We start from the raw sequence: 21,643 nt of genomic DNA, 5'->3' as shown, positions 1-21,643 counted from the left end.
ATACTCCTCACACTCTGATGTCGACGCCGCTGCTCGATCCGAGCATGCGGCCGTAGCCGCGTCCCACGGGCGCTGCGGGAACGGTGTCGTCCTCGCTGATGATCAGGCGGCGGGCATTGCCGCCATTGTCGTTGTTCTGGCCGGAGTTCTGGCCCGACGAATTCTGGTCGCGCAGGCTGAAGGAGAGCCCGTTGCTGCCGGTCTTGAAGCCGGCATCGTCGAGCGCGCGCTGCAATTGCGGCGCGTCCTGCCGCAGCATCTGCAGCGTCTCCGGCTTCTCGACGGTGAGATGCGAGGTGACCTGGCCGTTGCGGTCGACATTGATGCGGACGTCGATGCGGCCGAGATCGATCGGATCGAGGCTGATGTCGAAGCGCGTCTTGCCGGCGCGCGCGGCGGCCGCGATCTCGATCGGCACGGCGTTGATCGGCACGGCGGTCGAAGTTGCCGCGGTCGCGGTGAGCGTTGCGGTGGATGCCGTCGCGGCCGACGTCGTCGTGGTCAGCGGCGCCTGCACGGCGGAGGCGGCCTGTGCGCTGGTGTCGGTCGCGGCTACATTGGCCGGCGCATTCGCATGGGCGTGCGTGGCCGGTGCGCCAGGCGCTGCATCGGCGGCTCGGTCGGCGGGAGCAGCCTTCGCGTCGGTCGCGCCGGCATCGTCTTGCGGCTTGGCCGCTTGCGGGTGCGCGGCGGCGCCCGTCGCGGTCGCCGGCGTTTGCGCGGTCGCGGCGTTCGCCTTGCCCGCGTCCTGGCCGATATTGGAGACGTCGCTCGCGCCTGGCGCAGTGGCGGCGGCCTTGAACGAGGTCTTCGGTGTGCCCTGGTCAACGGCGGCGGCGATCAGTCCGCCATTGGTCTTGGCGTCGGTCGCGGTGCCGTCGGTGGTGCCGGTCGCGGCGTCCGCGAGCGTCGCCGAGGTCTCGGCATCGACCTTGGCGCCCGCGGCCTTGGCGCTCTTGTCGCCCGCCGTCGCGGTATCGGTCTTGGCGCCGGCGATCTGCGCCGCGGTGGAGGCGCTGGCGGCGAGGCCGGCGGCGGCGATCGTCAGCGGCGAGGCGGCGGCATCGCCGGCCTGGTTCGCCGCAGCGTTCGGATCGAGAGGCACGACCGGCGCGGTCACCACGATCGCGTTCGGATCGGGCACGGCGGCCTGGGTCGCGTCCACTTGCGCGGCCGCGGCGGCATCGATTGCGACGGCGGCGGCGAGCCCGTCGGTGCCGTCGGCCTTGTCGCCCTTGGTCTCGTCGGACTTGTCCGCCGATTTGGCGTCGGACGCCTCCGGCTTGTCCTTGGTCTTGTCCTTGCTCTTGGCCGACGCCGTGTCCGTGGCTTGGGCCGGATCGTCCGTCGTCTCGCTCCCGGCGGGCGCGGAATTGTCGGTGTCGTCGCTCGCCTTGCTCTGCGAGGACGGGTCGGTCGAGGAGGTGTCGCGCGGGCTCTTGTCCGACGCGGACGACGCCGAATCGGTCCGCCGCGGCGCGCTGTCCTGCGCCTGCGAGGCCGCGTTGTTGCTGATCGCCTGGGTATTGCTGTCGACCAGCGAGCCGAAGGCGTCGTTCGTCGACGTGTCCTTCGGCCCTTGCGAGCGTGCAGTCTTTTGCTGCGCGCCAGGAACCGGCACGCTGGCAGCTACATCTGACGTCCGACCGACCACAGGCGACCTCTTGAAAACATCTTCGGTACAGGGGTAGCAAGGAGCGGGCCAGCGCCGAGCGTGGAAAATTTAGAAGTAAAATCAATATCTTGATGCGTCGAGCTTGCCGCCGCAGGGCCCTCCGCGACCCCGCCATTTCTGCCGCCCCGGCAAGAATTGCCCTAAGCCGGCCTCCCCTGTGATTGCTTCACCGGAATGCCCCCTATATTAAAGAGATCGCTCTCAGCCGCTTTCGACCGGGCCAGTCGCGCCCTGCGGGAACCGAAGTTCCCCGGGACCACCGATGTCCCGGCCAAAGGCACATCGCGGATCGCCGAACGCCGCCGTCACACCTTAAGAACCCATGCTCAACAGTCTGGATCTCGAAGGCCGTCCGCAGGACACCAGGGTCGTCGTCGCCATGTCGGGCGGCGTCGATTCCTCGACGACGGCTGCGCTGCTCAAGGCTGAGGGCTACGACGTCGTCGGCATCACGCTCCAGCTCTACGACCATGGCGCGGCGACCCATCGCAAGGGCGCCTGCTGCGCCGGCCAGGACATCCACGACGCCCGCGACGTCGCCGCCAAGCTCGGCATTCCCCATTACGTGCTCGACTACGAGGACCGTTTTCGCGAGTCCGTCATCGACAATTTCGCCGACTCTTATGCTCTTGGTGAAACGCCGGTGCCGTGCATCGAGTGCAACCGCTCGGTCAAGTTTCGCGACCTACTCAAGACCGCGCGCGAGTTAGGGGCCCAGGCGCTCGCCACCGGCCATTACGTCGCCTCGCGCCGTCTCGACGACGGCTCGCGCGCGCTGGTCTGCGCCGCCGATGCCGATCGCGACCAGAGCTACTTCCTGTTCGCGACCACGCAGGAACAGCTCGACTATCTGCGCTTTCCGCTCGGCGACATGACCAAGCCGGAGACGCGCGAGCTCGCGCGCCGCTTCGGTCTTGCGGTCGCTGACAAGCACGACAGCCAGGACATCTGCTTCGTGCCGACGGGGCGCTACACCGACATCATCACCCGCCTGCGGCCGAACGCGATGGACCCCGGCGACATCGTCGATCTCGACGGCCGCGTGCTCGGCCGGCACAACGGCATCGCCAATTTCACCGTCGGCCAGCGCCGCGGCCTCGGCATCGCCGCTCACGCGCCGCTGTTCGTGGTGCGGCTCGAGGCCGCCAATCGCCGCGTCGTCGTCGGCCCGCGCGAGGCGCTGAAGATGCACCGCATCAGCTTGCGCGACGTCAACTGGCTGGGCGGCGGTGATATCGATAGCGCCATCGGCAATGGCCTCGAGATGTTCGTGCGCGTGCGCTCGACGCGCAGCCCCCAGCCGGCGTGGCTGCGCGGCGCTGGCGGCCATTACGAGATCGAGCTCGTCGCCGGCGAGGAGGGCGTCTCGCCGGGCCAGGCCTGCGTGTTCTACGATGCGCCCTCGGGGCAGGCGCGCGTGCTCGGCGGCGGCTTCATCCAGAGCGCCGCGGCGAAGGTTGCGAGCAACGCTGCGAGGCCGCTGGTGGAAGCGGTGCGCGGCTAGAAAATTTCCGGGGCAGGGGGCATGGCAGCAGACATCTCGCGGGCCGGGGTCGAGAAGGCCTATGGCCGCTGGGCGCCGGTCTACGATCTCGTGTTCGGCAAGGTGTTCGACGCCGGAAGGCAGTCGACCATCGCGGAGGCCGACCGCATCGGCGGCCGCATCCTCGACGTCGGCGTCGGCACCGGGCTTTCGCTGTCCGACTATTCGCGCACCACAAAGATCTGCGGCGTGGACATCTCCGAGCCGATGCTGCGCAAGGCGCAGGCGCGCGTGCGCGCGCTGCGGCTCAGCAATGTCGAGGTGCTCTCGGTGATGGACGCGAAGAACCTCGCCTTCCCCGAAAACTTCTTCGACGCGGTGGTCGCGCAATATGTCATCACCGCCGTGCCCGATCCCGAAGGCACGCTCGACGAGTTCGTGCGCGTGCTGAAGCCTGGCGGCGAGCTGATCCTCGTCAACCACATCGGCGCCGAGAGCGGTCCGCGCAAGCTGTTCGAGCTCGCCTTCGCGCCCGTCGCCCGCCGCCTCGGCTGGCGCCCGGAATTCCCGTGGCAGCGCCTGGTCGACTGGGCCGCAAAGCACGGCGGCATCACGCTGGCCGAGCGCCGCCCGATGCCGCCGATGGGCCACTTTTCGCTGATCCGCTACCGCAAATCGTGATCGCGTTGGGGGAACACCGGGCCTTACCCCGGCGTTTCCCTCCCATGCGCACGACATCAAAACTCATCTTTGCGGGCCTCGTCATCGCTGCCTCAGGCGCCGCGATCGCGCAGGCCCCGCCGCTACCTGCGACGCCGCCGCAAGCGACCGCGCCGCCATCGGCGCAGCACGCCGCCAATTGCCTGCCCCAGGACCGCCCGAACCGCGCTACCGCGCCCGACGGCACCACCACCGGCCAGTCCCGGGAACCGCTCGGCGACAGGCTGGCCAAATCCGACGGCGTGCTCTGCCCGCCCTCGGGCGTAGACCCCGACATGCACGCCCCCGCCCCCGAAAGCGGCGGCAACACCCCCGTCATCCCGCCCCCCGGCAGCCCCGGCGGCGACCCGACGGTCCGGCCGAAATAGGCTCGCTCTTCCTTCGCCTCTCCCCGCCTGCGGGGGGAGGCCGGCGCGCATCGAAGATGCGATCCGGGTGAGGGGGACTCTCCGCGAGTCTGGTGCCCGAAATCGCGACTCCAGCGCTAAAAGGGGTCGGTTTTCCCCTCTCAAGCGCCATATCCGTCAAAGCTTTCGCAAACCCGGATTGACAGCCCGCCGCCCCCTTCCTTATATGCCGCGCGTTCGCGAGATCGGCCGTTTCGGCCCTCGCGACCCTGTGGCGGGGTAGCTCAGCTGGTTAGAGCACGGGAATCATAATCCTGGGGTCGGGGGTTCGAGTCCCTCTCCCGCTACCATGTATCCCCCACTATTATGGTGGGCCTGAGGAAAGACCTCGCCGCCTATCAGAGTGGCGAGTTTGCCTTTCACTTCGACCTCGAAGCCTTTCCAAGCGCCCTTTGGGTGGACGGTGACGCTGTGCACGAGGGTACGAAAATCTTGGACCAGGGAACCACGGTCGTCCTCCGCCTTCGAATGACCAGCCATTGTCTCGGCAAGTGCGTTCACTGTACTTATGTAGCGATCCAGGGCAGTTGGGTGGAGCGCGACGGGGACTGGGGCTTCTTCGAGTGCGGCCATTTCGGCCTCGACGCGCAGCCGCTCTTCCTTTAGCTCCGCGATCCGCTGCTTGGCATCCTCTTCGGAGATGACGTACTTGATCACAAGATCAATGTTGCGTTGCCGTTCGCCTTCGATCCGATCACGTTTCGCCATTAGTCGCGCACGCACCGCGACTGCGTCCCCCGCAAGCCGCTCTCGTTCACTGTTATAGCTGCGCACATAAGTCTCGATCAGACGCGGATCTTTCAACTCCTCGGCCATATCTCGCGTTCCTCGGCCTTGTGCTGTTGAGGTCTAGCGGTTCAGCAGCGGTGGCGCTGGATCGGACATCTCATTCAGCAGATGTTGCGGCGGCTGAAATCTTCGCTCGCTGCTTCTTCGTCGCCGCAACGAATCCGAAAGGTTATCTATTCTTCTCGGCGTTCCTCCCGCAATTCATTGACTTAGCCAAGCCACAATTCGTCCAATACGTCACGCTGGCAATCGTGTTCGCGACGATCGACTTCGTCGTCATGTTCGCCTACGCCAGCTTCGGCTCTCGAGTGGCGAAATTCCTGCGTTCAACCGCATCGGTTTGGCTGGATCGCCTTTGCGGCGGAGTATTTCTCGCCCTCGCTGGAACCATGGCGGTCTACCGACGCGCTACGAACTGAGATGGTGCCTCTTTCTGGCCCACTCTTCGAACAACTCGTTAGACGCCCGGACGTAAGCAAAAACAGGCGCGGTCGCAAGCGCCCCTTTCGTCGTTGGCAGTTCGCCTCCGGAGGCCGTTAGCGCGCCTGATCAAGCTCCAACGAACCGGCCCGGGCGGCGCTCGGCCACGGAGCGGACGCCTTCACGATAGTCGGCCGTCGCAAACAGCTTGGTCTGCTCGGCAAGCTCGTGCTCGGTCTGCGCGCGCACGAGTTCGGCAATCCCTTTGCGGATCGTCGCGCGGGTGGCCAGCACGGCAAGTGGGGCCGCCTCCGCGATTTCAGCGGCAAGCGCGCAGGCCGCAGCACGCAATTGGTCCTGTGGAGCGAGCATGTCGGCGAGGCCCCACGTCACGGCCTCTTCCCCCCTTATGCGCCGGCCGGTGTAGAGCATGAGGCTGGCCCTTTGCGGTCCAATGAGGCGGGGCAGTGTCGCCGTGATGCCAAACCCGGGGTGAATGCCGAGTTTCACGAAATTGGCGGCAAAGCGCGCCTCCGGTGCCGCCACGCGAAAGTCGGCGACGAGCGCCAGCCCCAATCCGCCACCGATCGCCGGGCCCTGCAGGGCAGCAATGATCGGCTTCGGACACTCGAACAGCCGGACCGCCGCCCGATACAGATTTGCCCCGGATCCCTGGTTGCCTGTCCCTGTTCTCCTTGAGAAATCCGCGCCGGCGCAAAACGCCTTGCCTTCCGATGCCAGCACGATTGCACGACATGTCCCGTCCGCGGCAAGAAGTGTGAATGCATCGGCGATCGCCTCGATCAGGTCGACATCGAAGAAATTGTTCGGCCCTCTTCGGATTTCAACCAAACCGACCAAGTCTTCAATGGTCGCAACGACATCGTTCCTTGCGAAAACGTCCATCACTTCCTGTCCCGTCTTGCCAGGGGCGAACGTAAACGCGACCTTCCGAATTGGAAGCGATTCTCTGATACAGATGTCATTTCCATATAGAAGGATTCTGATCGGACAGAGCCATGGCCAACTCCACCATCAAGTCAGCCCGTCGCGTCATCGAGATCATGGAATTCTTCGACCGGAAGCGGCGAGCGCTCGGCCTTAAGGAAATTTGTGAGGCGCTCGACTATCCCGTCTCGAGCGGAGCGGCGATGCTGAAGAGCCTGATGCTGCTCGGCTATCTCGAGTATGACCGGGTGACTCGAACCTATCTGCCGACCATGCGCATTGCGGTGCTCGGCCGCTGGGTCGCCGACCAGCTCTTTAACGAATTCAAGATGCTGCCATTGATGGACGATTTGCGCGAGCGCACCCGCGAAACGATCATCCTCGGGACGCAGAGCGAAATCCGGGCGCAGTACGTACACGTGCTGCGCTCGCCACAGCCGCTGAGCTATTCGGCCGAGCCGGGCTCGTTGCGGCCGTTGACCCGATCGGGCGTCGGATTGGTGCTGTTGAGCACCAAATCGGACGCCGAGATAGACACGCTCGTCTATCGGAGCAATTACGACGAGGCGAACCGGGCTCGTCGCGTCGCGCTGAAGGAGGTGATGGAGAAAGTCACTGTGATCCGTAAGCAGGGCTACTTCTTCTCCCGCCATCTCTATACCGAGGGCGTCGGAGTGATCGCCATGCCGCTGCCCGTTGCGCCCTATAACAGGACGTTTGTCATTGCGCTCGGCGGGCCGGTCCGACGTCTGGAGAAGAACCTGTCGTCAAACCTCGTGGCGATGCGACGAGCAATCAAGGCCTTTCTGCCTGATCCATCAGCCCTGCGACGCTGATTTCTTCCTATATGGAAATCGGCCTCTCTATCCGAATTTCGTTGCGAGGGTGACGAGCCGCCCCTAATTCGTGGCTGACCTGCTGCGGGCAGGTTTTTCCACGGTGAAGGGGCCGGATGAACTTCTCTTCCAACGAAACTGACGACATGCTGTCGGAGACCGTCCGGCGGTTTGCAGCCGAAGAACTCCGCCCGAAGCTGCGTGAATTCGAGGCGGCGAGGTCGGTAAGCGGGGACGTGCATGAGCGCTTCGAGTCGCTCGGTCTTGCTGCGATCGATCTGCCGGAAGCTCTCGGAGGCGCAGGGCTTGGCCTTTCCAGCCGCGTCCGAGTGAACCGCCTGCTGGCCGAAGCCGATGCCGGTGCCGCGCTCGCGCTGGATCGTTTCGGGCCGGCAGCCTATGTCATCGAAGCGTTCGGTGGCGGCGATCTTCTGAAGAAATGCCGTGACCTGCTCGAGCGTCGTCCAGAGGCGCGGCTCGCGCTTGTCATTGACTCCGATGCCGGCGCGTCAAGCGACGGATCAATTCGTGGCGAAGCGGCATGGATCCCATCCGCAAACGCTGATGTTCTGGTTGGCCTTGGACGCGAAGGTGCATGGGTGTTGGAGGACGGGCTCAAGCTTGAAGCCGTCCGCGGCGCTGCATTGCACGCGGCCGGCGCGGGCCACATCCGCTATGAAGGTAGGCCAGCGTACGCGTGGCATGATCCGGCATCGGCGGCGCAGGCTTGGGCGAAAATTCGGCTCTACTATGCTGCTCTGATCTGGGGTGTTCTCGTCGATGCAGCCGGCTTCTCGCGCCGCTACGCGCTTGAACGCGTGGCGTTCGGCAAGCCGATCGCACACCATCAGGGGCTCGCCTTCCTGATTGTCGATATGCACATTGCGGTCGAGCGCGTCGGCCTTCTCATCGAAAGTGCTGCGCGACTGATCGATGCCGGACTGGACGGGACCGGCCCCGCCGCCTCGGCATTCATCGACGCGGTTGAGGCAAGCCAATTCATCGGGCCGAACGCGGTGCAGATCCTCGGCGGCCATGGCTTCATGCGGGACTATCCCGTCGAAAAGGCGATGCGCGATAGCCGCGCGCTCGGACTGCTCGCCGGTGGCTGCTCTGCCGCGCAGGACGACGCCGGCGCGACGCTTGCGATCGCCAATCCGATGGAGATAGCAGCGTGAGCGGCTTCAGTGTGGCGCTTTGTGCGCATATCGAGCGCGCCAGGGAGTGGGGTCAAAGGGAGGTCCGGCCAGCGGGGCTCGAGGCCGATCGCGACGGCGCGCCGCTGCCGGTAGATCATCCCTACTTCGTGAAGTTCGTCGACTTTCGCCGCCAACATCCTGCACCGGCGGAGGACGATGCCATCACCGAGGGTTCGGCCTTCCGAATGGCCGTGCTTCAGGAAGAGAATGCCTATTGGGATCGCGGTATGGGCGTTGCCGCCCCGGGGCCGGGTCTTCCTGCCGCGATCGTCACCACCATGGGTACGCCCGAGCAGCGCGAGCGCTTTCTCGGACCGTTTCGCGGCGCGAACGCGCCGCGCTGGGGAAGCTTCGCACTCACCGAGCCTGGTGGCGGGTCCGATACCGCGGCGTTCCGCACCCGCGCCACCCGCACGGATCGAGGCTACCTGCTCAATGGAGCCAAATGCTTCATCGGCAACGCGGCTCGTGCCGACTGGGTCTTGATCCAGGCCAACCTCGATCCTGAAAAGGGGCGCGCCGGCCAGCGTTCGTTCTTCGTCGAGCGCGGAACGCCGGGCATGACCGGAATCAAGATCGAAAAGAAGATGGGGCTGCGGGCCTATGAGTCGGTCTCGTTCATTCTCGAGGACTGCGAGATACCGGCCGACAACATCCTGGGCGGGGAACGACCGGTTCGCACGTCGCGATCGAGTGCCTACGGGGCGACGATGGGATCGCTCAATACGACCCGGGTAGGCGTGGCGGCGAGTGCAGTTGGCCTGGCACGGTCCGCTTATGACGAGACGCTCGAATTCGCAAGACAATCCGGCGCCATCAAGTCCTTGCGCGTGCGAGACCGGCTTGAGGCGATGCAACGGCAGTTGCGCGCGGCGTGGCTCATGACGCTGCGGGCTGCCTGGATGGCAGACCAGAAGACCCCCAACATCGTCGACGCTTCAATGGCCAAGGTATTCGCGGCCGAAACGGCGCATGAGCTCGCGACGGCCGGCATGGAGATCGTGGGGTTGGAGGCCGGAGCCGGGAATTGCCTGGTCGAAAAGCTGTTCCGCGACGCCAAGGCGCTCAACATTGTCGAGGGCACCGGGCAGATCCAGCGGATCATCATCGCGCGCAACCTGGTCGGATTGCCACGCTCATGAATACTCGATCAATCGCTCCCGAAGGGGCAAGTCAGGATGCCGGCATGGCGGCGATCGGCGCGTTCCTGCGGCCGAAGTCCATCGTGGTCGTCGGGGCTGCTCCGGCCGAGCAGCGAACGATCCGCGGCTTGTTGATGCGCATCTTGCGCCGCGGCGGGTTCAAGGGCCGCATCATACCGGTCAACCCGAGCTATGAAGAGATCAACGGCGTTCGCTGCTATCCGTCGGTCACCGCGGCAGGCCTCGCGGCTGATCTTGCAATCATTGCGATCCCGGCCGAGTTCGTCTGTGACGTCGTGGAGGAATGCGCGGCCGCGGGCGTGCGCGGCGCGGTCGTCATCTCGTCCGGATTTGCCGAGGAGAGTGTCCATAAAGCCCGCCTGCAGGCCCGCCTGTCCGAGATCGCGCGCCGCACCGGGATACGGATCTGCGGGCCGAACTGCGAGGGATTCTACAATCTCGTCGATGGTGTCGCGGCAACTTTCAGTACTGCGGCAGAGCCGGCGGAGGGCGCTGAACAGGTGATCGCCAATGCCGACAAGGTCGCCGTCGTCGCGCAGAGCGGGGGCCTCGGTTTTGCCATGCTGGATCGCGGTCGCGCGATCGGGCTTGACTTCAGTCACATCGTCACGACTGGAAATGAGTGTGATCTGACCGCGGCCGATTTCATTGCGCATTTTTCCGGCGACATCGAGAGCAGGGTCATCATCGCCTATCTCGAGCAAATCCGGGATGTCGCAGGATTCAGGGCGGCCGCCGAATGCGCTCGCGCGGCCGGCAAGACGATCATCGCCCTCAAGATCGGTCGGTCCGAAGCAGGGCGGCGCGCAGCGCTCGCGCATACCGGCAGCTTGACGGATACCATTGCCGGCGAAAGCGACATGCTCGCGGAGCTGGGCGTGGTCGTCGTCAGCGAACCCGACGAAGCGGTCGCGGCAGCGCTCGCGCTCGCCACGAGTCCGGTTGCCGTCGGCAAGCGGGTCGGGATCGTGACCACGGCGGGCGGCGCGGGTACGGTCCTGTCCGAGTGCCTTTCGGCGGCAGGCTTTGCCATCCCGGCGTTGAGCGCTCAACTCCAGGTCTCGCTTCGCCCGACCTTTCCGGCTTACGGATCGGCGGCGAATCCAGTCGACGTGACCGCGCAAGGCATCTTCACCGGTGGCGCGGTGCAGGCGCTGAAGGTGCTGCTCGACGGCGACCAGGTCGATCTCGTCGTATTTGCCGTGGGCCTGTCGAGCGAGCGCAGCGTCTCGCTCGATGTCGACGAGTTGCAGAAGCTCGCGGCGCACAGTTCGAAGCCGATCCTGATTTACAGCTATACACTGCCCTCGGCCTTCGCGCGTCGCGCCTTCCGGCGTGTGGGTCTGCCGATCTTCGCTTACCTGCGGGATCTCGTCAGCGCTGCCCAAGCGTTGCAGACGGCCGGTGGTCGCAAGCCGTCGTCGTCGACCGAAACCGGGATGCCGGCACCATGATCTCGTTTGCATTAACGGAAGAACAGAACCAGGTTCGCGATACGCTGCTGGCTTTTGCAAGGAACGAATTGACCTCGCGCGCGCGGGATGCCGATGAGACATGCACCGCACCGACAGATCTGCTCGACACCGCATGGTCGCTCGGATTCACCGGCCTCTCGATTCCGGAAGCCTGCGGGGGTGGTGGGGCGCCGCGCTCGCTCCTGACCAGCGCGCTGATGCTGGAAGCCCTCGGTTACGGGTGTGCTGGTCTCGCGAGCGCGGCCTTCGCCTCGATGCTGTTCGTGAATCCACTGATCGACCTCGGCACTGAAGAGCAGCAGCTTCGCTACCTTCCTGAGTTCTGCCGGGGAGAGCGCCGCGCCGCGACCCTTGCGTTCCATGAGGGGTCACTTGCGTTCGATCCAGCACGCATGGCGACGCGCGCCGAGCGGGACGGGACGGGCTGGGTCATCAGCGGCACCAAGCGGCTTGTTCCAATGGGTGAACATGCGAGCCATCTGCTCGTGCTGGCACGCGCATCGGATGCGCCAGGACTTGCAGGAATCAAGGCCTTCATCGTCAGCGCCAATGCGCCGGGCGTCAGAATAGAGCGGGACAATGGAACGATCGGCCTGACGGCGGCCGGCTTTGCTCGCGTCGAACTTGCTCGGGTGTCGTTGCCGGCAGACGCCGTATTGGGAGACGGCGAGGGCGCAGATATCCGGCCTCTTCTTGCGAGCTTGCGGATCGGAGGGGCGGCGCTCGCGGTTGGGCTCGCGCATGCAGTGACCGATTTCGCAATTCCCTATGCCAAGGAGCGTGTCGCTTTCGGCGAGCCGATCGCGAAGAAGCAGTCGATCGCCTTCATGCTCGCCGATATGCACGTCGAATGCGAAGCCATGCGATGGATGGTGTGGAAGGCGGCGGCCGAGTCTGACGCCGGTCGCGACGCCACTCGGGCCTCCGTGCTCGCACAGAACTATGTCAATCGGCACGCGCTCAGGATTGCCGACGATGGTCTCCAGATCTTTGGCGGGCACGGCTACATCCGCGATTTCCCGCTCGAGACGTGGCTGCGCAACATGTCTGCGCTGACCAACCACCATGCGATCGCAGCTGCCTGAGGAGAAGGAGTCAGTGGTGGATTTTTCGTTGTCGGATTTTGATCGCGCCGTTCTCGAGAGCGTCGCCGCCGAAGCCGAAATCGGCGAGAAATATGCTCGCCACTATGACAGCCATGAAGAGGAGCTTCTGCCGAAATCCTTCCCGGAAGCTTCTCAGTTCCCGCCGGTTCAGCAGCGGTTGCGTGGGCGATCCCGCAGCGACACGCCGATGCTGCTGCTGCAGGTGCTGATGAGGATCGAACGCGAATCCCATTGCGGCGTGCCCCTGCGTCAGCCGCCTACCGCGCTCGGCAACGCGGCACTGGACGCTGCCGGAACCGAAGCCCAGAAGGCACGCTGGGGACATCTGATGCTTGCGATGTCGATCACCGAGCCCGGCGCAGGCTCGGATACCAAGGCGATCCAGACCACCGCCAGGCTCGATGGCGAGGAATGGGTGCTGAACGGTGACAAGATTTTCGTCACCAACGGGGTGCGTTGCGATGGCGCGATCGTCTGGGCGACGGTCGACAAGTCGGCCGGCCGTGGCGGAATCAAGTCATTCCTGGTGCTGAAGGGGACGCCCGGATTTGAACTGGTCCGCAAGGAAAGGAAGCTCGGTATCCGCAGCAGCGATACCGCCGCGTACGCGTTCCGTGACTGCCGCATTCCGCGCGATCACCTGATCGGCGGCGATGAGAGAGTGCCGCGCGGCGAAGGCGAGGGATCGGCATCCTACAAGGGAGTGCTCAAAACCTTCAACATGACGCGCCCGTTCGTGGCGGCGGGCGGCATTGGCAAGGCGCTCGGCGCGTTCCGCCTTGCTCAGGAAGCACTCGCGAAGGAAGGCGTCGTCGTCGACTTCGACGCAAGCCCTCATGGTCGCAGTACCACGGCGCAGACGTTGCTTGAACTCGAGGCCGACATCGAAGCGGCAACATTGACGGTGATGCGGGCGGCTTGGCTCGCCGCGCGAGGCGAGCCGAACAATCTTGAAGCGTCGGTGGCCAAGGCGAAGGGAGGTGAAGTCTGCCGCTCGGGCCCGCAACGCGCGATGGAGGTGCTGGGCGCCATGAGCCTTAGCCACGACCATTTCGCCGAGCAATATCTCCGGGACGGCCGCATCGCCGATATCTACGAAGGTACGGGACAGATCCAGCGGCTCGTCATCGCGCGGGCAATACTGGGTTATTCCTCTTCGGAACTCACCTGACGAGGCCGACGACAACGAACAACGACGCGGCGGCGCGCTGCGTCGCAATGGGAGGATGTATGATGCGCGAAGCGGTAATTGTTGCGACGGCCCGGACCCCGATTGGCAGGGCCTATCGGGGTGCATTCAACAACACGACCTCGCCCCGGCTCGGCGGGCATGTGATCCGTGCGGTGGTCGAACGTGCCGGGATCGACCCGCGTGAGGTCGATGACGTCGTGATGGGAGCAGCGCAGCAGCAAGGCACATCCGGGAACAACGTCGCGCGCCATGCGGCCTTGCATGCGGGACTTCCCGACAGCGTCGCTGCGATGTCGATCGACCGCAAATGCTCGTCCGGGCTGATGGCCATCGCGACGGCGGCGAAATACATCGTCAACGATGGAGCGCCGATAGCAGTCGGCGGCGGCCTGGAATCGATCAGTCTCGTGCAGAACGACAAGGTCAATCGGTACCGGGCCTGGGACGACTGGATCCTGAAGAATGTGCCGGGCCTTCCGACGACGATGATCGAGACCGCCGAGATCGTAGCTGAACGTTACGGCGTCAGTCGTGAGGCGCAGGACGAATATGCGTTGCAGTCGCAGCACCGCACCGCGCAGGCACAGGCCGAGGGTCGCTTCGATCGCGAGATCGTCCCACTGACGACGGCGATGACCGTTACCAACAGCGAGAGCGGGGAGACGTCCGAACGCGAAGTGACATTGACAAAGGATGAGGGCAATCGCCCGGGAACGACGCTGGAGGACCTTGCGCGGCTCAAGCCCGTCTTCAAGGGCGGTCGCTTTGTCAAGGAAGGACGCTTCATCACGGCCGGCAACGCCTCGCAACTGTCTGACGGCGCCGCGGCCGTGCTGCTGATGGAGGCCAAGGAGGCGGCCAAGCGGGGGCTGGAGCCGCTCGGCGCCTATCGTGGCCTCGCGGTCGCCGGCTGTGCCCCGGAAGAGATGGGCATCGGCCCGGTGTTCGCGGTGCCGAAACTGCTTGAACGCAATGGACTCAAGATCGAGGACATCGATATCTGGGAGTTGAACGAAGCCTTCGCATCCCAACTGCTCTATTGCCGCGACCGGCTCGGCATTCCGAACGAGCGGCTCAACGTCTCCGGCGGCGCGATCTCGATCGGCCATCCCTACGGGATGACCGGCGCCCGCTGCGTCGGGCATCTCATGCATGAGGGTAAGCGGCGAGGCGCACGCTACGGCGTCGTCACCATGTGCTGCGCCGGCGGGATCGGCGCCGCGGGCCTGTTTGAGATCTTTTGAAGGCGGGGGCAAGGATGATTCGTACCGACCGTCATGGCGATGTACTGGTCGTGATCGCCGACAATCCGCCGGTCAACGCCTTGTCGGAAGCCATGCGCCATGCTCTGGGCAAGGCGGTCACGGCTGCCGTTGCGGACCCCGCCGTGCGCGCGGTCATCATACGATGCGACGGCCGCGGCTTTTTTGCCGGCGCCGATATCGCATCATTTGGCAAGCCATCAAGTCCGCCGTCGCTGCCGGCGGTGATCGATGCCATCGAGGCAAGCGAAAAGCCCGTTCTGGCGGCGATCCACGGCAATGCGCTCGGAGGAGGGCTGGAGGTCGCGCTTGGCTGTCACTACCGCATCGCCACGACATCGGCGAAACTGGGGCTGCCCGAAGTCAAGCTCGGGCTTCTGCCGGGTGCAGGTGGAACGCAGCGGCTGCCGCGTCTGGTTGGTATACCCGAGGCGCTCTCGATGATCACGACCGGAGAGGCGGTGCCTGCCCGGCGCGCCCTCGAGATCGGCCTTGTCGATCGCCTCGCTGGCGATGACAGCCTCGAACCTGAGGCGATCGCCTTCGCGCGCGAAATACTGCTCCTGAAGGAACATCCACGCACCTCCAAGCGCACTGAACGCCTCGCCGAGGCCGTGCGTGATCCCGCCCTGTTCGATCGGTTTCGTCATGAGATCGCCGGCAAGGTCAAGGGCTTCGCCGCGCCCGAGGCCTGCATCCAGGCGATTGAGGCCGCCGTGAAGCTTCCGTTTGCCGAAGGCGTGGCGAAGGAGCGTGCCTTGTTTGCATCACTCGTGAAGAGCGAGCAATCCAGGGCACTGCGCCATATCTTCTTTGCCGAGCGGGCCGCTGCGAAGATCGAGGATATTCCGCGCGACACGTCCCGCATCCCGATCGCACGGGTCGGTATCGTCGGTGCCGGAACGATGGGCGGCGGGATCGCGATGAACTTCCTGTCGATCGGCATTCCCGTCACCATTGTTGAACGCGACCAGGCGCCGCTCGACAGAGGCATCGCGACGATCCGCCGCAACTACGAGCGAACGGCAAGCCGCGGCCGGCTTACGCAGAATGACGTCGAACGAGCGATGGCGCTGCTGAGGCCGAGCCTGGCGATCGAGGACCTCGCGGATTGCGATCTGGTCATCGAGGCCGTGTTCGAGAATATGGCGGTCAAGAAAGAAGTGTTTCGCAAGCTCGATGCGATCGCCAAGCCGGGCGCCATCCTGGCGTCGAACACCAGCCGCCTCGATCTCAATGCGATGGCCGCGGAAACCGAGCGCCCGGAGGCGGTGATCGGTCTGCATTTCTTCTCGCCAGCCAACGTCATGCGGCTGCTGGAGGTGGTGCGTGGCGCCAAGACAGGACCCTCACAGCTTGCCACCGTGATGGATGTCGCGAAGCGGATCGGCAAGGTCGCTGTTGTGTCCGGTGTCTGTCCCGGGTTCATCGGCAATCGCATGTTGGCGCAACGGTCGAAGCAGGCGCAAATGCTGATCCTTGAAGGCGCCAAGCCGTGGGATGTCGATCGGGTCCTGACGAATTTTGGATTTCCCATGGGACCGTTCCAGATGAGCGATCTGGCCGGGCTCGACCTCGGCTGGCGTCGAGAGAGTTCGAAGGGCGAAAGCATTCGCGATCTGCTTTGCGAGCGCGATCGGCGCGGACAAAAGACGTCCAAGGGCTATTATGACTATGACGAGAGTCGAAGGCCGTCGCCCTCGTCGGAAGTCGAGGAGATCATCGCTGGATACGCGGCGAGCCGCGGCTATCGTCCGCGCTCGGTCGACGAGCAGGAAATCCTGGAGCGCCTGCTCTATCCGATGATCAACGAAGGAGCCAGGATCCTCGAAGAGGGGATTGCGCAGCGCGCGTCCGACATCGACGTCGTCTGGATCAACGGCTATGGCTGGCCGACGGTTACCGGAGGGCCGATGTTCTGGGCGGATGGTCTTGGCCTGGGAACGATCGTTGCCGGACTCAAGTCCCATCAGGCGAGGCTTGGCGCCGATTTCATGCTCTCGCCGCTGCTTCTGCGCAAGACCAGTGAGGGCGGCCGCTTCAATTGATCGGGAGCGTCGCTTGCGCTTCGCCACCGGCACGTGATGTTCAATCCCAGCTTTTGGCCCCCGCTGTAGACGCTGCATCGGGTTGATTGCGCGCACGCGCTCGCTGTTGAAGGCGCGCCGCCATCTGTCCTGCCCCGCGATGATGACCAGGCTGATCGTGCTGACGATGGATTTCGATCAGCCGCCCGATCCGTCTGTTTTGACGGATCGGGCGTTGCCCACGCTTGCCGGCGCGATTCTTGTGATCGCTGCAAACCTTGTTGGGCAGAGAGTTCTTGTACAGATACCCCCGACAAGGTGTGAGCACGGGCTCAGCCGCCGGCACGCGCATGGTGGCGCTCGCCTCCCTCCACGAACAGCAACATCGCTGCACCAATGGCGAGCAGGACCGCGACCGGAACCAGGCCAATTGACTGCGAGTGATAGTACGCGGTGAAGACACCGATCAGCGCCGGAGCGATCCAGGCCGTGGCGCTCGCGCTGACGTGGAAGAGCCCGAAGAAGGAGCCCAGCCGATCGGGCGGAACGATCTCCACCACCATCGCGCGTCCGGACGCCGCAGTGGCAACGGCGAACGCCGTCATCGAGGCCGAGATCAGAAGGAAGGCGAGTTCCGGCAGGGTCTGGAACACCGGGCCAGACCACAATTTGGCATGGGCGCCCGCGTCATATTGCCAGAAATACAGGAGTGTCTTCGGCGTTGTACCGAGGACCATCAGGAGCAGCAGGATCGTGCAGCAGAGCTCCAGGATGAGCGCGCGGCGCGTTCCCATGCGTACGTTCAGCGCACTCGCCAGCAGACCGCCGAAGCTTGCGAACACGATCTTGACGATTGCAAAGGCCAGCAGGTCGAAGGCGTGCCAGCCCATTACGCCGGAAGCATAAATTCCCTCCAGCTTGATCAGCGTGTGCAGACCGTCGCCATAGACGGTTCGGGCGATCAAGAATTTGAAGATGTTTCTTTGTCTCGGCAAATCCTTGATCAGGATGACGACGTCCTTCAGGCCGAGCCGCACGGCGGAGCCGAGGCTGACGCGCGTCGACGGGGAATCGATGCCTCAACGCGAGGCGGCCTGTGCGGATAATATCGGCGGTCCGCCGCGGTGGGGATCCGGCTGTGCCGGGTGCGGCACCTATTGCAGCGGCCGAGAGCCTCCTGGCAGCGGAACGGATCGCGCCGACACGGATAGCGGTTAGCGAGGTCATGGAGGCCTTCGCCGTTCAGGCGATCGCATGTGTCGACGGAATCGGGCTGCCGTTGTCGTCGCTTAATCGTAGGGGCGGTGGGCTAGCACGAGGGCATCCGATCGGCGCATCGGGCGCGATCCTGGCGGTACGCCTCTGGCATGAGATGCAATCAGAAACATCCGGAGCGGTTGGGCTGGCGGCTATTGCGGCTGCGGGCGGGCTCGGCAGCGCGCTACTTGCGACGATCTAAGAGAGGGACGGGCCGGGATGATCCAAATGCCAGGGGGCCCCGAACCGCTGACACAGGCGAAGGTGTTTCGTGTCGCGCGGGCGATCGATCTTGCTGCCTTCGTGGGCACGGAACTCGCTCCTGGGCGCTGGCGTTCGGTGACCCAGGAAGAGGTCGATCAGTTCGTCGTGCTGACGGGTGATCGGAACTGGGTTCATACCGATGTTGAGCGCGCCATGCACGAACTCGACGGAGGAACGACGATTGTGCCCGGCCAATTGCTCCTGGCGCTCGTACCAGCGCTCTTGCAGGAGGCCTATGTCGTCGTGGATGCCGCGCAAAGCCGTGCGGCGGCTCTCCGCGCAGTTCGATTCCGTTTCCCGGTACGTCCCGGCGATGTGTTCCGGCTACGGGCGCGATTGACCCTCGTGGAGCAACGGCCGCGTTTCGTCCAGGTGGACGCATCGTGTGATCTCGAACTGAAGTCCGGACAACGGGCACTGACGTCTCAACGTACGGACGTCTTTTTCGACTGAGGCAGGCGCCATCCCGCCCTACGGGCGGTCTCGCTCAGACCGTCGCAACGAATTGGGTGAAATGACCGTGAACAAAGGGTGACGGAAACGCCCGTCGGTATCAGTAAAATCAATAGTTTAGAAGGTGGTCACTGCGTTCGAGTGGCAGGGGGCGCGCCTCGGTCAGATCGCAACCTGAACCGAATGTCGGTATCGGTGGTTGCGCCTCCCCGCAACCAGTCCAAAGCCCCTGAAATCACGCCGATTTCGGGGGCTTTTCGTTGCTCTAAATTCGCCTGGAAATTTCGCTCGTGGAAGCGGTGGGAGGACGATCTTAGCGTAGAACGGCCAGCGCGCGATGACTCGATGTGATTTGAGCCCCTTCTGTGGCTTCCTGGCACGGAGCATGAGCGGCGGCACTATGGTGGCGCATCGTTCGGCGCCATATCTGCCTCGACTACAGATTTGTCCAATTTTTGGACCGGGAAGTTGTTTTAGCGAACCACCTCAATCGGCCCCAATCTTGCTGCGATCGAATAGGGCAGGAAACGGCCGGGACGGACCTATTCCGGAGCTCGGTCGCCACTGACTGATGCCGCTCTCGCGTTTGATGCCCTGCAAGCGGCGAAACGTCAGATGGACGGTGTCACCGTCATCGACGAAACGCTACTGATTCCTTTCAAGGCCCGCGCCTTTCTCGATCTGACCGCTCGGGCGGAGGCTGGCGAGAAGATCGATGCCAAGAACATCAAGAAGCATCGCAACGACGCATTCCGCCTGGCTCAGTTGCTGCCAAAGGATGCTTCAATCGTGATGGCGGATCCCATTCGCGAGGATCTCCGCAAATTCCTTGACCTGGCTGCGGCTGATGCGACCCTCGATCCGAAAGCCTTTGACGTGCAGCTAACGCGCGATGAAGCCATCGCACTTCTTCGCTCGGCATATGGGGTGGCCTAGCACTGGGTTAGCAATAGCCACTCACCATCGCCGGCTATACTGAGCACTTGCTCGACGGGATTCTGATCAGCCCCAGCACCGCCGTCGTCGCAGGTAACGACCAGCGCCTAAGCCTCGGACTTATCGTTCGAGCCTTACTCGCAAGCGACGTGCTCGCTCCTGCTCAGGCCGCGACTGTGTCATTAGTCTGATCGCCGGCTGGTCTGCTCAACCGCCTGTCGGCACCCGATTTGTCAATTGCACCAAGCAGTGACGAAGCGAGTCGCTCTGAAATCTTGGTCGCCGCCTGCTTGACCGGATCGGACGCGAGATGCGCATACCTCGCCGTTGTTTGAACCTGCGTATGTCCGAGTAGCTTCCCGATCATAGCTAGCCGCTCACCAACGAGCAGCCCGCCAGATGCGAATGTGTGACGGAGGTCATGAATACGAACGTCGCTTAGCCTAGCGTGCTATAGCCTGGTTTCAATACCAACACTGTTTGGGAGGCTATGCCGGCCATCTCTTGGTCCGAAAACCATTCGAAGGCCTCGTGGACCCGTCGCAACGCATCCTCCGCAAGTGCGGGATGCTCAGCATCGTCTTCGACCGCTTTCAAGCCGTTTACGAACTCGCAGAACGTCAAGACGAGCCACCCCCGCCCTTCTTGAGACCGTGTAGGCGACACTGATCCGGCAAGCCTGCGAGCTTCACCCATCCCGCAAAGTCGTTGCCGAGCGCCTTTTTGCTGCGCATCTTGCCGCGCTCGGTGTGCAGGAAGGTCAGCGGGACAATCCCGTTGATCGCGGTCGGGACCGGCATCGCGTCGATCGCGGCGGCCAGCGCGTCCGACATCGGGATATCGACATTGCTAGAGCCATGCGTGCGCTCGATCCTGATCCGCCACTCGCCTTCACTGCCGACATAGCAATGCTGCGGGCCAAAGTGGACAACCTCGCCCCGCCGGGAAACGGTCTCAAGCGCGAATTCAAACACCAACCGCTGTCGCGATATGGAACCGACCAATCGAATATCGGACCACATCGATCATAAGACTGCCCGCTCGATCTGTGACGAGGTGGGTGACAGATTGCAACAGAACTTATCTCGCGAAGCCTCGCCTCTGCCGCCCTACCTTGAACGTCTAGTCGATGAATTGCGCAAACAGGAGCGTCATCCAATTGATGGCGTCGCAGCGCCCGCTAACCGTTTCCTTCATGCGACGCGGCGGGTAGTCGCGGCCGTCTGAGCGCGTAAAGAAGAAGCCGTCGCCGCTCTCAACCCGGCGGCGGCTTTTCCGCTAGTCTTGTCGCTGAGGCATTCCAGGCTTGGCCGCCGCCGGACGCCATGAGGACGTGCTTGTTCAGTGAACGGTCAAGCCGCGCTGTTTCCCCTGTTGGCCCGTCTCGACAAATGTAGGAGGTCTTGCTGAGGAAGGCAGAGCCGACTTGATTTGCTCACCGCACGGCTCGTGACCCGCAACGGACATTAGGTGGGAGGTCCCGGTCAAGGCATGGGGCGGCGGCCTGATGGGCCCGAAGAATCCGCTATCCAGCCCCGTCTTCGCCGACTTCACCGGCCGCGCCGAAGCGGCTACATCGCCCGTTTCAATTACTGCGTCGGCAGAACCAAAACGCGAGATTGGGTTGCATTCATAGAGAAGATCCCCTCGATTTCGAGACGCATGGTGTCGCGGCATTCGCACGCCACCGCTGCGAGCCGCGAAGGGTCGATCTCGATTTCGCCTCGCCGTTCAGATATGATCGCTCCGGAAGCGCGCAGATTCCGCATCAGGAGCGTCACCGTCGTTCGTCGCACACCTAGTATTTGCGAAAGCGCCTCCTGGGTGAGCGGGAGGACGTCGTGGTCGACGCGGTCGCGAAGATGGAGCAGCCAGCGCGCCATGCGGGCTTGGACCGAATGCAGCGCATTGCAGGCCCCGCCGATTTGTAGCTGTATCAGCATCGCCTTGAAGTGAATCTGGACTGCGTGACGGATCGCGGGGCTCCGGCTGAAAGCGGCGTGGAATCGCGATGCGGGGATCCGCGAGGCG

21 protein-coding genes and 1 tRNA gene are annotated in these 21,643 nt (G+C 64.0%); 16 read left to right on the top strand and 6 right to left on the bottom strand.

Annotated elements, in window-relative coordinates; genetic code table 11:
* Window positions 1-7: 7 nt before the first annotated feature.
* On the bottom strand, window positions 8-1,654 hold the full coding sequence (locus tag WN73_RS17800; protein WP_271554035.1) for a flagellar hook-length control protein FliK: 1,647 nt from the start codon (window positions 1,652-1,654) through the stop codon (window positions 8-10).
* Between the two features lie 343 nt (window positions 1,655-1,997).
* Between WN73_RS17800 and mnmA the strand changes: the two genes are divergently transcribed.
* From mnmA to WN73_RS17775, 5 genes are all read left to right on the top strand, one after another.
* The gene (gene mnmA, locus WN73_RS17795) at window positions 1,998-3,179 is read left to right on the top strand and encodes a tRNA 2-thiouridine(34) synthase MnmA (RefSeq protein WP_028173122.1); all 1,182 of its coding nucleotides are present in this window, start codon (window positions 1,998-2,000) and stop codon (window positions 3,177-3,179) included.
* A gap of 21 nt (window positions 3,180-3,200) precedes the next feature.
* Window positions 3,201-3,839 (top strand): class I SAM-dependent methyltransferase, encoded by a 639-nt coding sequence (locus WN73_RS17790; RefSeq protein WP_011089732.1) that lies wholly within the window; start codon window positions 3,201-3,203, stop codon window positions 3,837-3,839.
* A gap of 44 nt (window positions 3,840-3,883) precedes the next feature.
* Entirely contained in the window at window positions 3,884-4,246 is a 363-nt protein-coding gene (locus tag WN73_RS17785; RefSeq protein ID WP_271554034.1) for a hypothetical protein, read from the top strand.
* A gap of 252 nt (window positions 4,247-4,498) precedes the next feature.
* Window positions 4,499-4,575 (top strand) — tRNA-Met (locus WN73_RS17780).
* A gap of 438 nt (window positions 4,576-5,013) precedes the next feature.
* The gene (locus WN73_RS17775; RefSeq protein WP_271554091.1) at window positions 5,014-5,493 is read left to right on the top strand and encodes a LysE family translocator; all 480 of its coding nucleotides are present in this window, start codon (window positions 5,014-5,016) and stop codon (window positions 5,491-5,493) included.
* A 130-nt stretch (window positions 5,494-5,623) separates the two neighbouring features.
* Here WN73_RS17775 and WN73_RS17770 read toward each other — a convergent pair whose 3' ends face one another.
* On the bottom strand, window positions 5,624-6,400 hold the full coding sequence (locus WN73_RS17770; RefSeq protein ID WP_271554033.1) for an enoyl-CoA hydratase/isomerase family protein: 777 nt from the start codon (window positions 6,398-6,400) through the stop codon (window positions 5,624-5,626).
* A 113-nt stretch (window positions 6,401-6,513) separates the two neighbouring features.
* On the opposite strand from WN73_RS17770, the gene WN73_RS17765 reads away from it, so the two are divergent.
* The 8 genes from WN73_RS17765 (at window position 6,514) to WN73_RS17730 (ending at window position 16,723) form a co-directional block, all read left to right on the top strand.
* Entirely contained in the window at window positions 6,514-7,278 is a 765-nt protein-coding gene (locus tag WN73_RS17765) for an IclR family transcriptional regulator (RefSeq protein WP_271554032.1), read from the top strand.
* A 116-nt stretch (window positions 7,279-7,394) separates the two neighbouring features.
* Window positions 7,395-8,456 (top strand): acyl-CoA dehydrogenase family protein, encoded by a 1,062-nt coding sequence (locus tag WN73_RS17760; protein ID WP_271554031.1) that lies wholly within the window; start codon window positions 7,395-7,397, stop codon window positions 8,454-8,456.
* Window positions 8,453-9,619, top strand: a complete 1,167-nt coding sequence (locus tag WN73_RS17755) for an acyl-CoA dehydrogenase family protein (RefSeq protein WP_271554030.1) — start codon at window positions 8,453-8,455, stop codon at window positions 9,617-9,619. The genes WN73_RS17760 and WN73_RS17755 overlap by 4 nt, the downstream gene beginning before the upstream one ends.
* Window positions 9,616-11,094, top strand: a complete 1,479-nt coding sequence (locus WN73_RS17750; RefSeq protein WP_271554028.1) for a CoA-binding protein — start codon at window positions 9,616-9,618, stop codon at window positions 11,092-11,094. The genes WN73_RS17755 and WN73_RS17750 overlap by 4 nt, the downstream gene beginning before the upstream one ends.
* Window positions 11,091-12,200 (top strand): acyl-CoA dehydrogenase family protein, encoded by a 1,110-nt coding sequence (locus WN73_RS17745; protein WP_271554026.1) that lies wholly within the window; start codon window positions 11,091-11,093, stop codon window positions 12,198-12,200. Before WN73_RS17750 ends, WN73_RS17745 begins: the two co-directional genes overlap by 4 nt.
* 16 nt (window positions 12,201-12,216) lie before the next feature.
* On the top strand, window positions 12,217-13,392 hold the full coding sequence (locus tag WN73_RS17740; protein ID WP_271554025.1) for an acyl-CoA dehydrogenase family protein: 1,176 nt from the start codon (window positions 12,217-12,219) through the stop codon (window positions 13,390-13,392).
* Window positions 13,393-13,454: 62 nt separating this feature from the next.
* Window positions 13,455-14,657 carry an acetyl-CoA C-acyltransferase gene (locus tag WN73_RS17735; RefSeq protein WP_271554090.1) on the top strand — a complete coding sequence of 401 codons (1,203 nt, stop codon included), beginning with the start codon at window positions 13,455-13,457 and terminating at the stop codon, window positions 14,655-14,657.
* 14 nt (window positions 14,658-14,671) lie between these two features.
* Window positions 14,672-16,723 carry a 3-hydroxyacyl-CoA dehydrogenase NAD-binding domain-containing protein gene (locus WN73_RS17730; protein WP_271554024.1) on the top strand — a complete coding sequence of 684 codons (2,052 nt, stop codon included), beginning with the start codon at window positions 14,672-14,674 and terminating at the stop codon, window positions 16,721-16,723.
* A gap of 311 nt (window positions 16,724-17,034) precedes the next feature.
* Here the strand turns inward: WN73_RS17730 and WN73_RS17725 are convergent, their stop codons facing one another.
* A complete protein-coding gene (locus WN73_RS17725; RefSeq protein WP_271554022.1) occupies window positions 17,035-17,739 on the bottom strand; it encodes an MFS transporter in 705 nt (234 codons plus the stop codon).
* A 59-nt stretch (window positions 17,740-17,798) separates the two neighbouring features.
* Between WN73_RS17725 and WN73_RS17720 the strand changes: the two genes are divergently transcribed.
* The 3 genes from WN73_RS17720 (at window position 17,799) to WN73_RS17710 (ending at window position 19,612) form a co-directional block, all read left to right on the top strand.
* Window positions 17,799-18,161, top strand: a complete 363-nt coding sequence (locus WN73_RS17720; protein ID WP_271554020.1) for a hypothetical protein — start codon at window positions 17,799-17,801, stop codon at window positions 18,159-18,161.
* Window positions 18,162-18,178: 17 nt separating this feature from the next.
* Window positions 18,179-18,676 carry a MaoC/PaaZ C-terminal domain-containing protein gene (locus WN73_RS17715; RefSeq protein ID WP_271554019.1) on the top strand — a complete coding sequence of 166 codons (498 nt, stop codon included), beginning with the start codon at window positions 18,179-18,181 and terminating at the stop codon, window positions 18,674-18,676.
* A 615-nt stretch (window positions 18,677-19,291) separates the two neighbouring features.
* Window positions 19,292-19,612, top strand: a complete 321-nt coding sequence (locus WN73_RS17710; protein ID WP_271554018.1) for a hypothetical protein — start codon at window positions 19,292-19,294, stop codon at window positions 19,610-19,612.
* A 163-nt stretch (window positions 19,613-19,775) separates the two neighbouring features.
* On the opposite strand, the gene WN73_RS17705 is transcribed toward WN73_RS17710, so the two are convergent.
* The 3 genes from WN73_RS17705 to WN73_RS17690 form a co-directional block, all read right to left on the bottom strand.
* Window positions 19,776-20,039, bottom strand: coding sequence for a tyrosine-type recombinase/integrase (locus WN73_RS17705; RefSeq protein WP_271554088.1), 264 nt, complete (start codon window positions 20,037-20,039; stop codon window positions 19,776-19,778).
* 193 nt (window positions 20,040-20,232) lie between these two features.
* Entirely contained in the window at window positions 20,233-20,634 is a 402-nt protein-coding gene (locus WN73_RS17700) for a hypothetical protein (protein WP_271554097.1), read from the bottom strand.
* Window positions 20,635-21,201: 567 nt separating this feature from the next.
* Window positions 21,202-21,643 (bottom strand): Crp/Fnr family transcriptional regulator (locus tag WN73_RS17690; protein ID WP_271554015.1); only part of this gene is annotated, 442 nt, incomplete at its 5' end.

Origin of the sequence: Bradyrhizobium sp. CCBAU 45394 (genome assembly GCF_028128655.1) — a bacterium.
Classification (GTDB): Bacteria; Pseudomonadota; Alphaproteobacteria; order Rhizobiales; family Xanthobacteraceae; genus Bradyrhizobium; species Bradyrhizobium diazoefficiens.
This window is presented reverse-complemented; position numbering and strand designations above follow the sequence as displayed.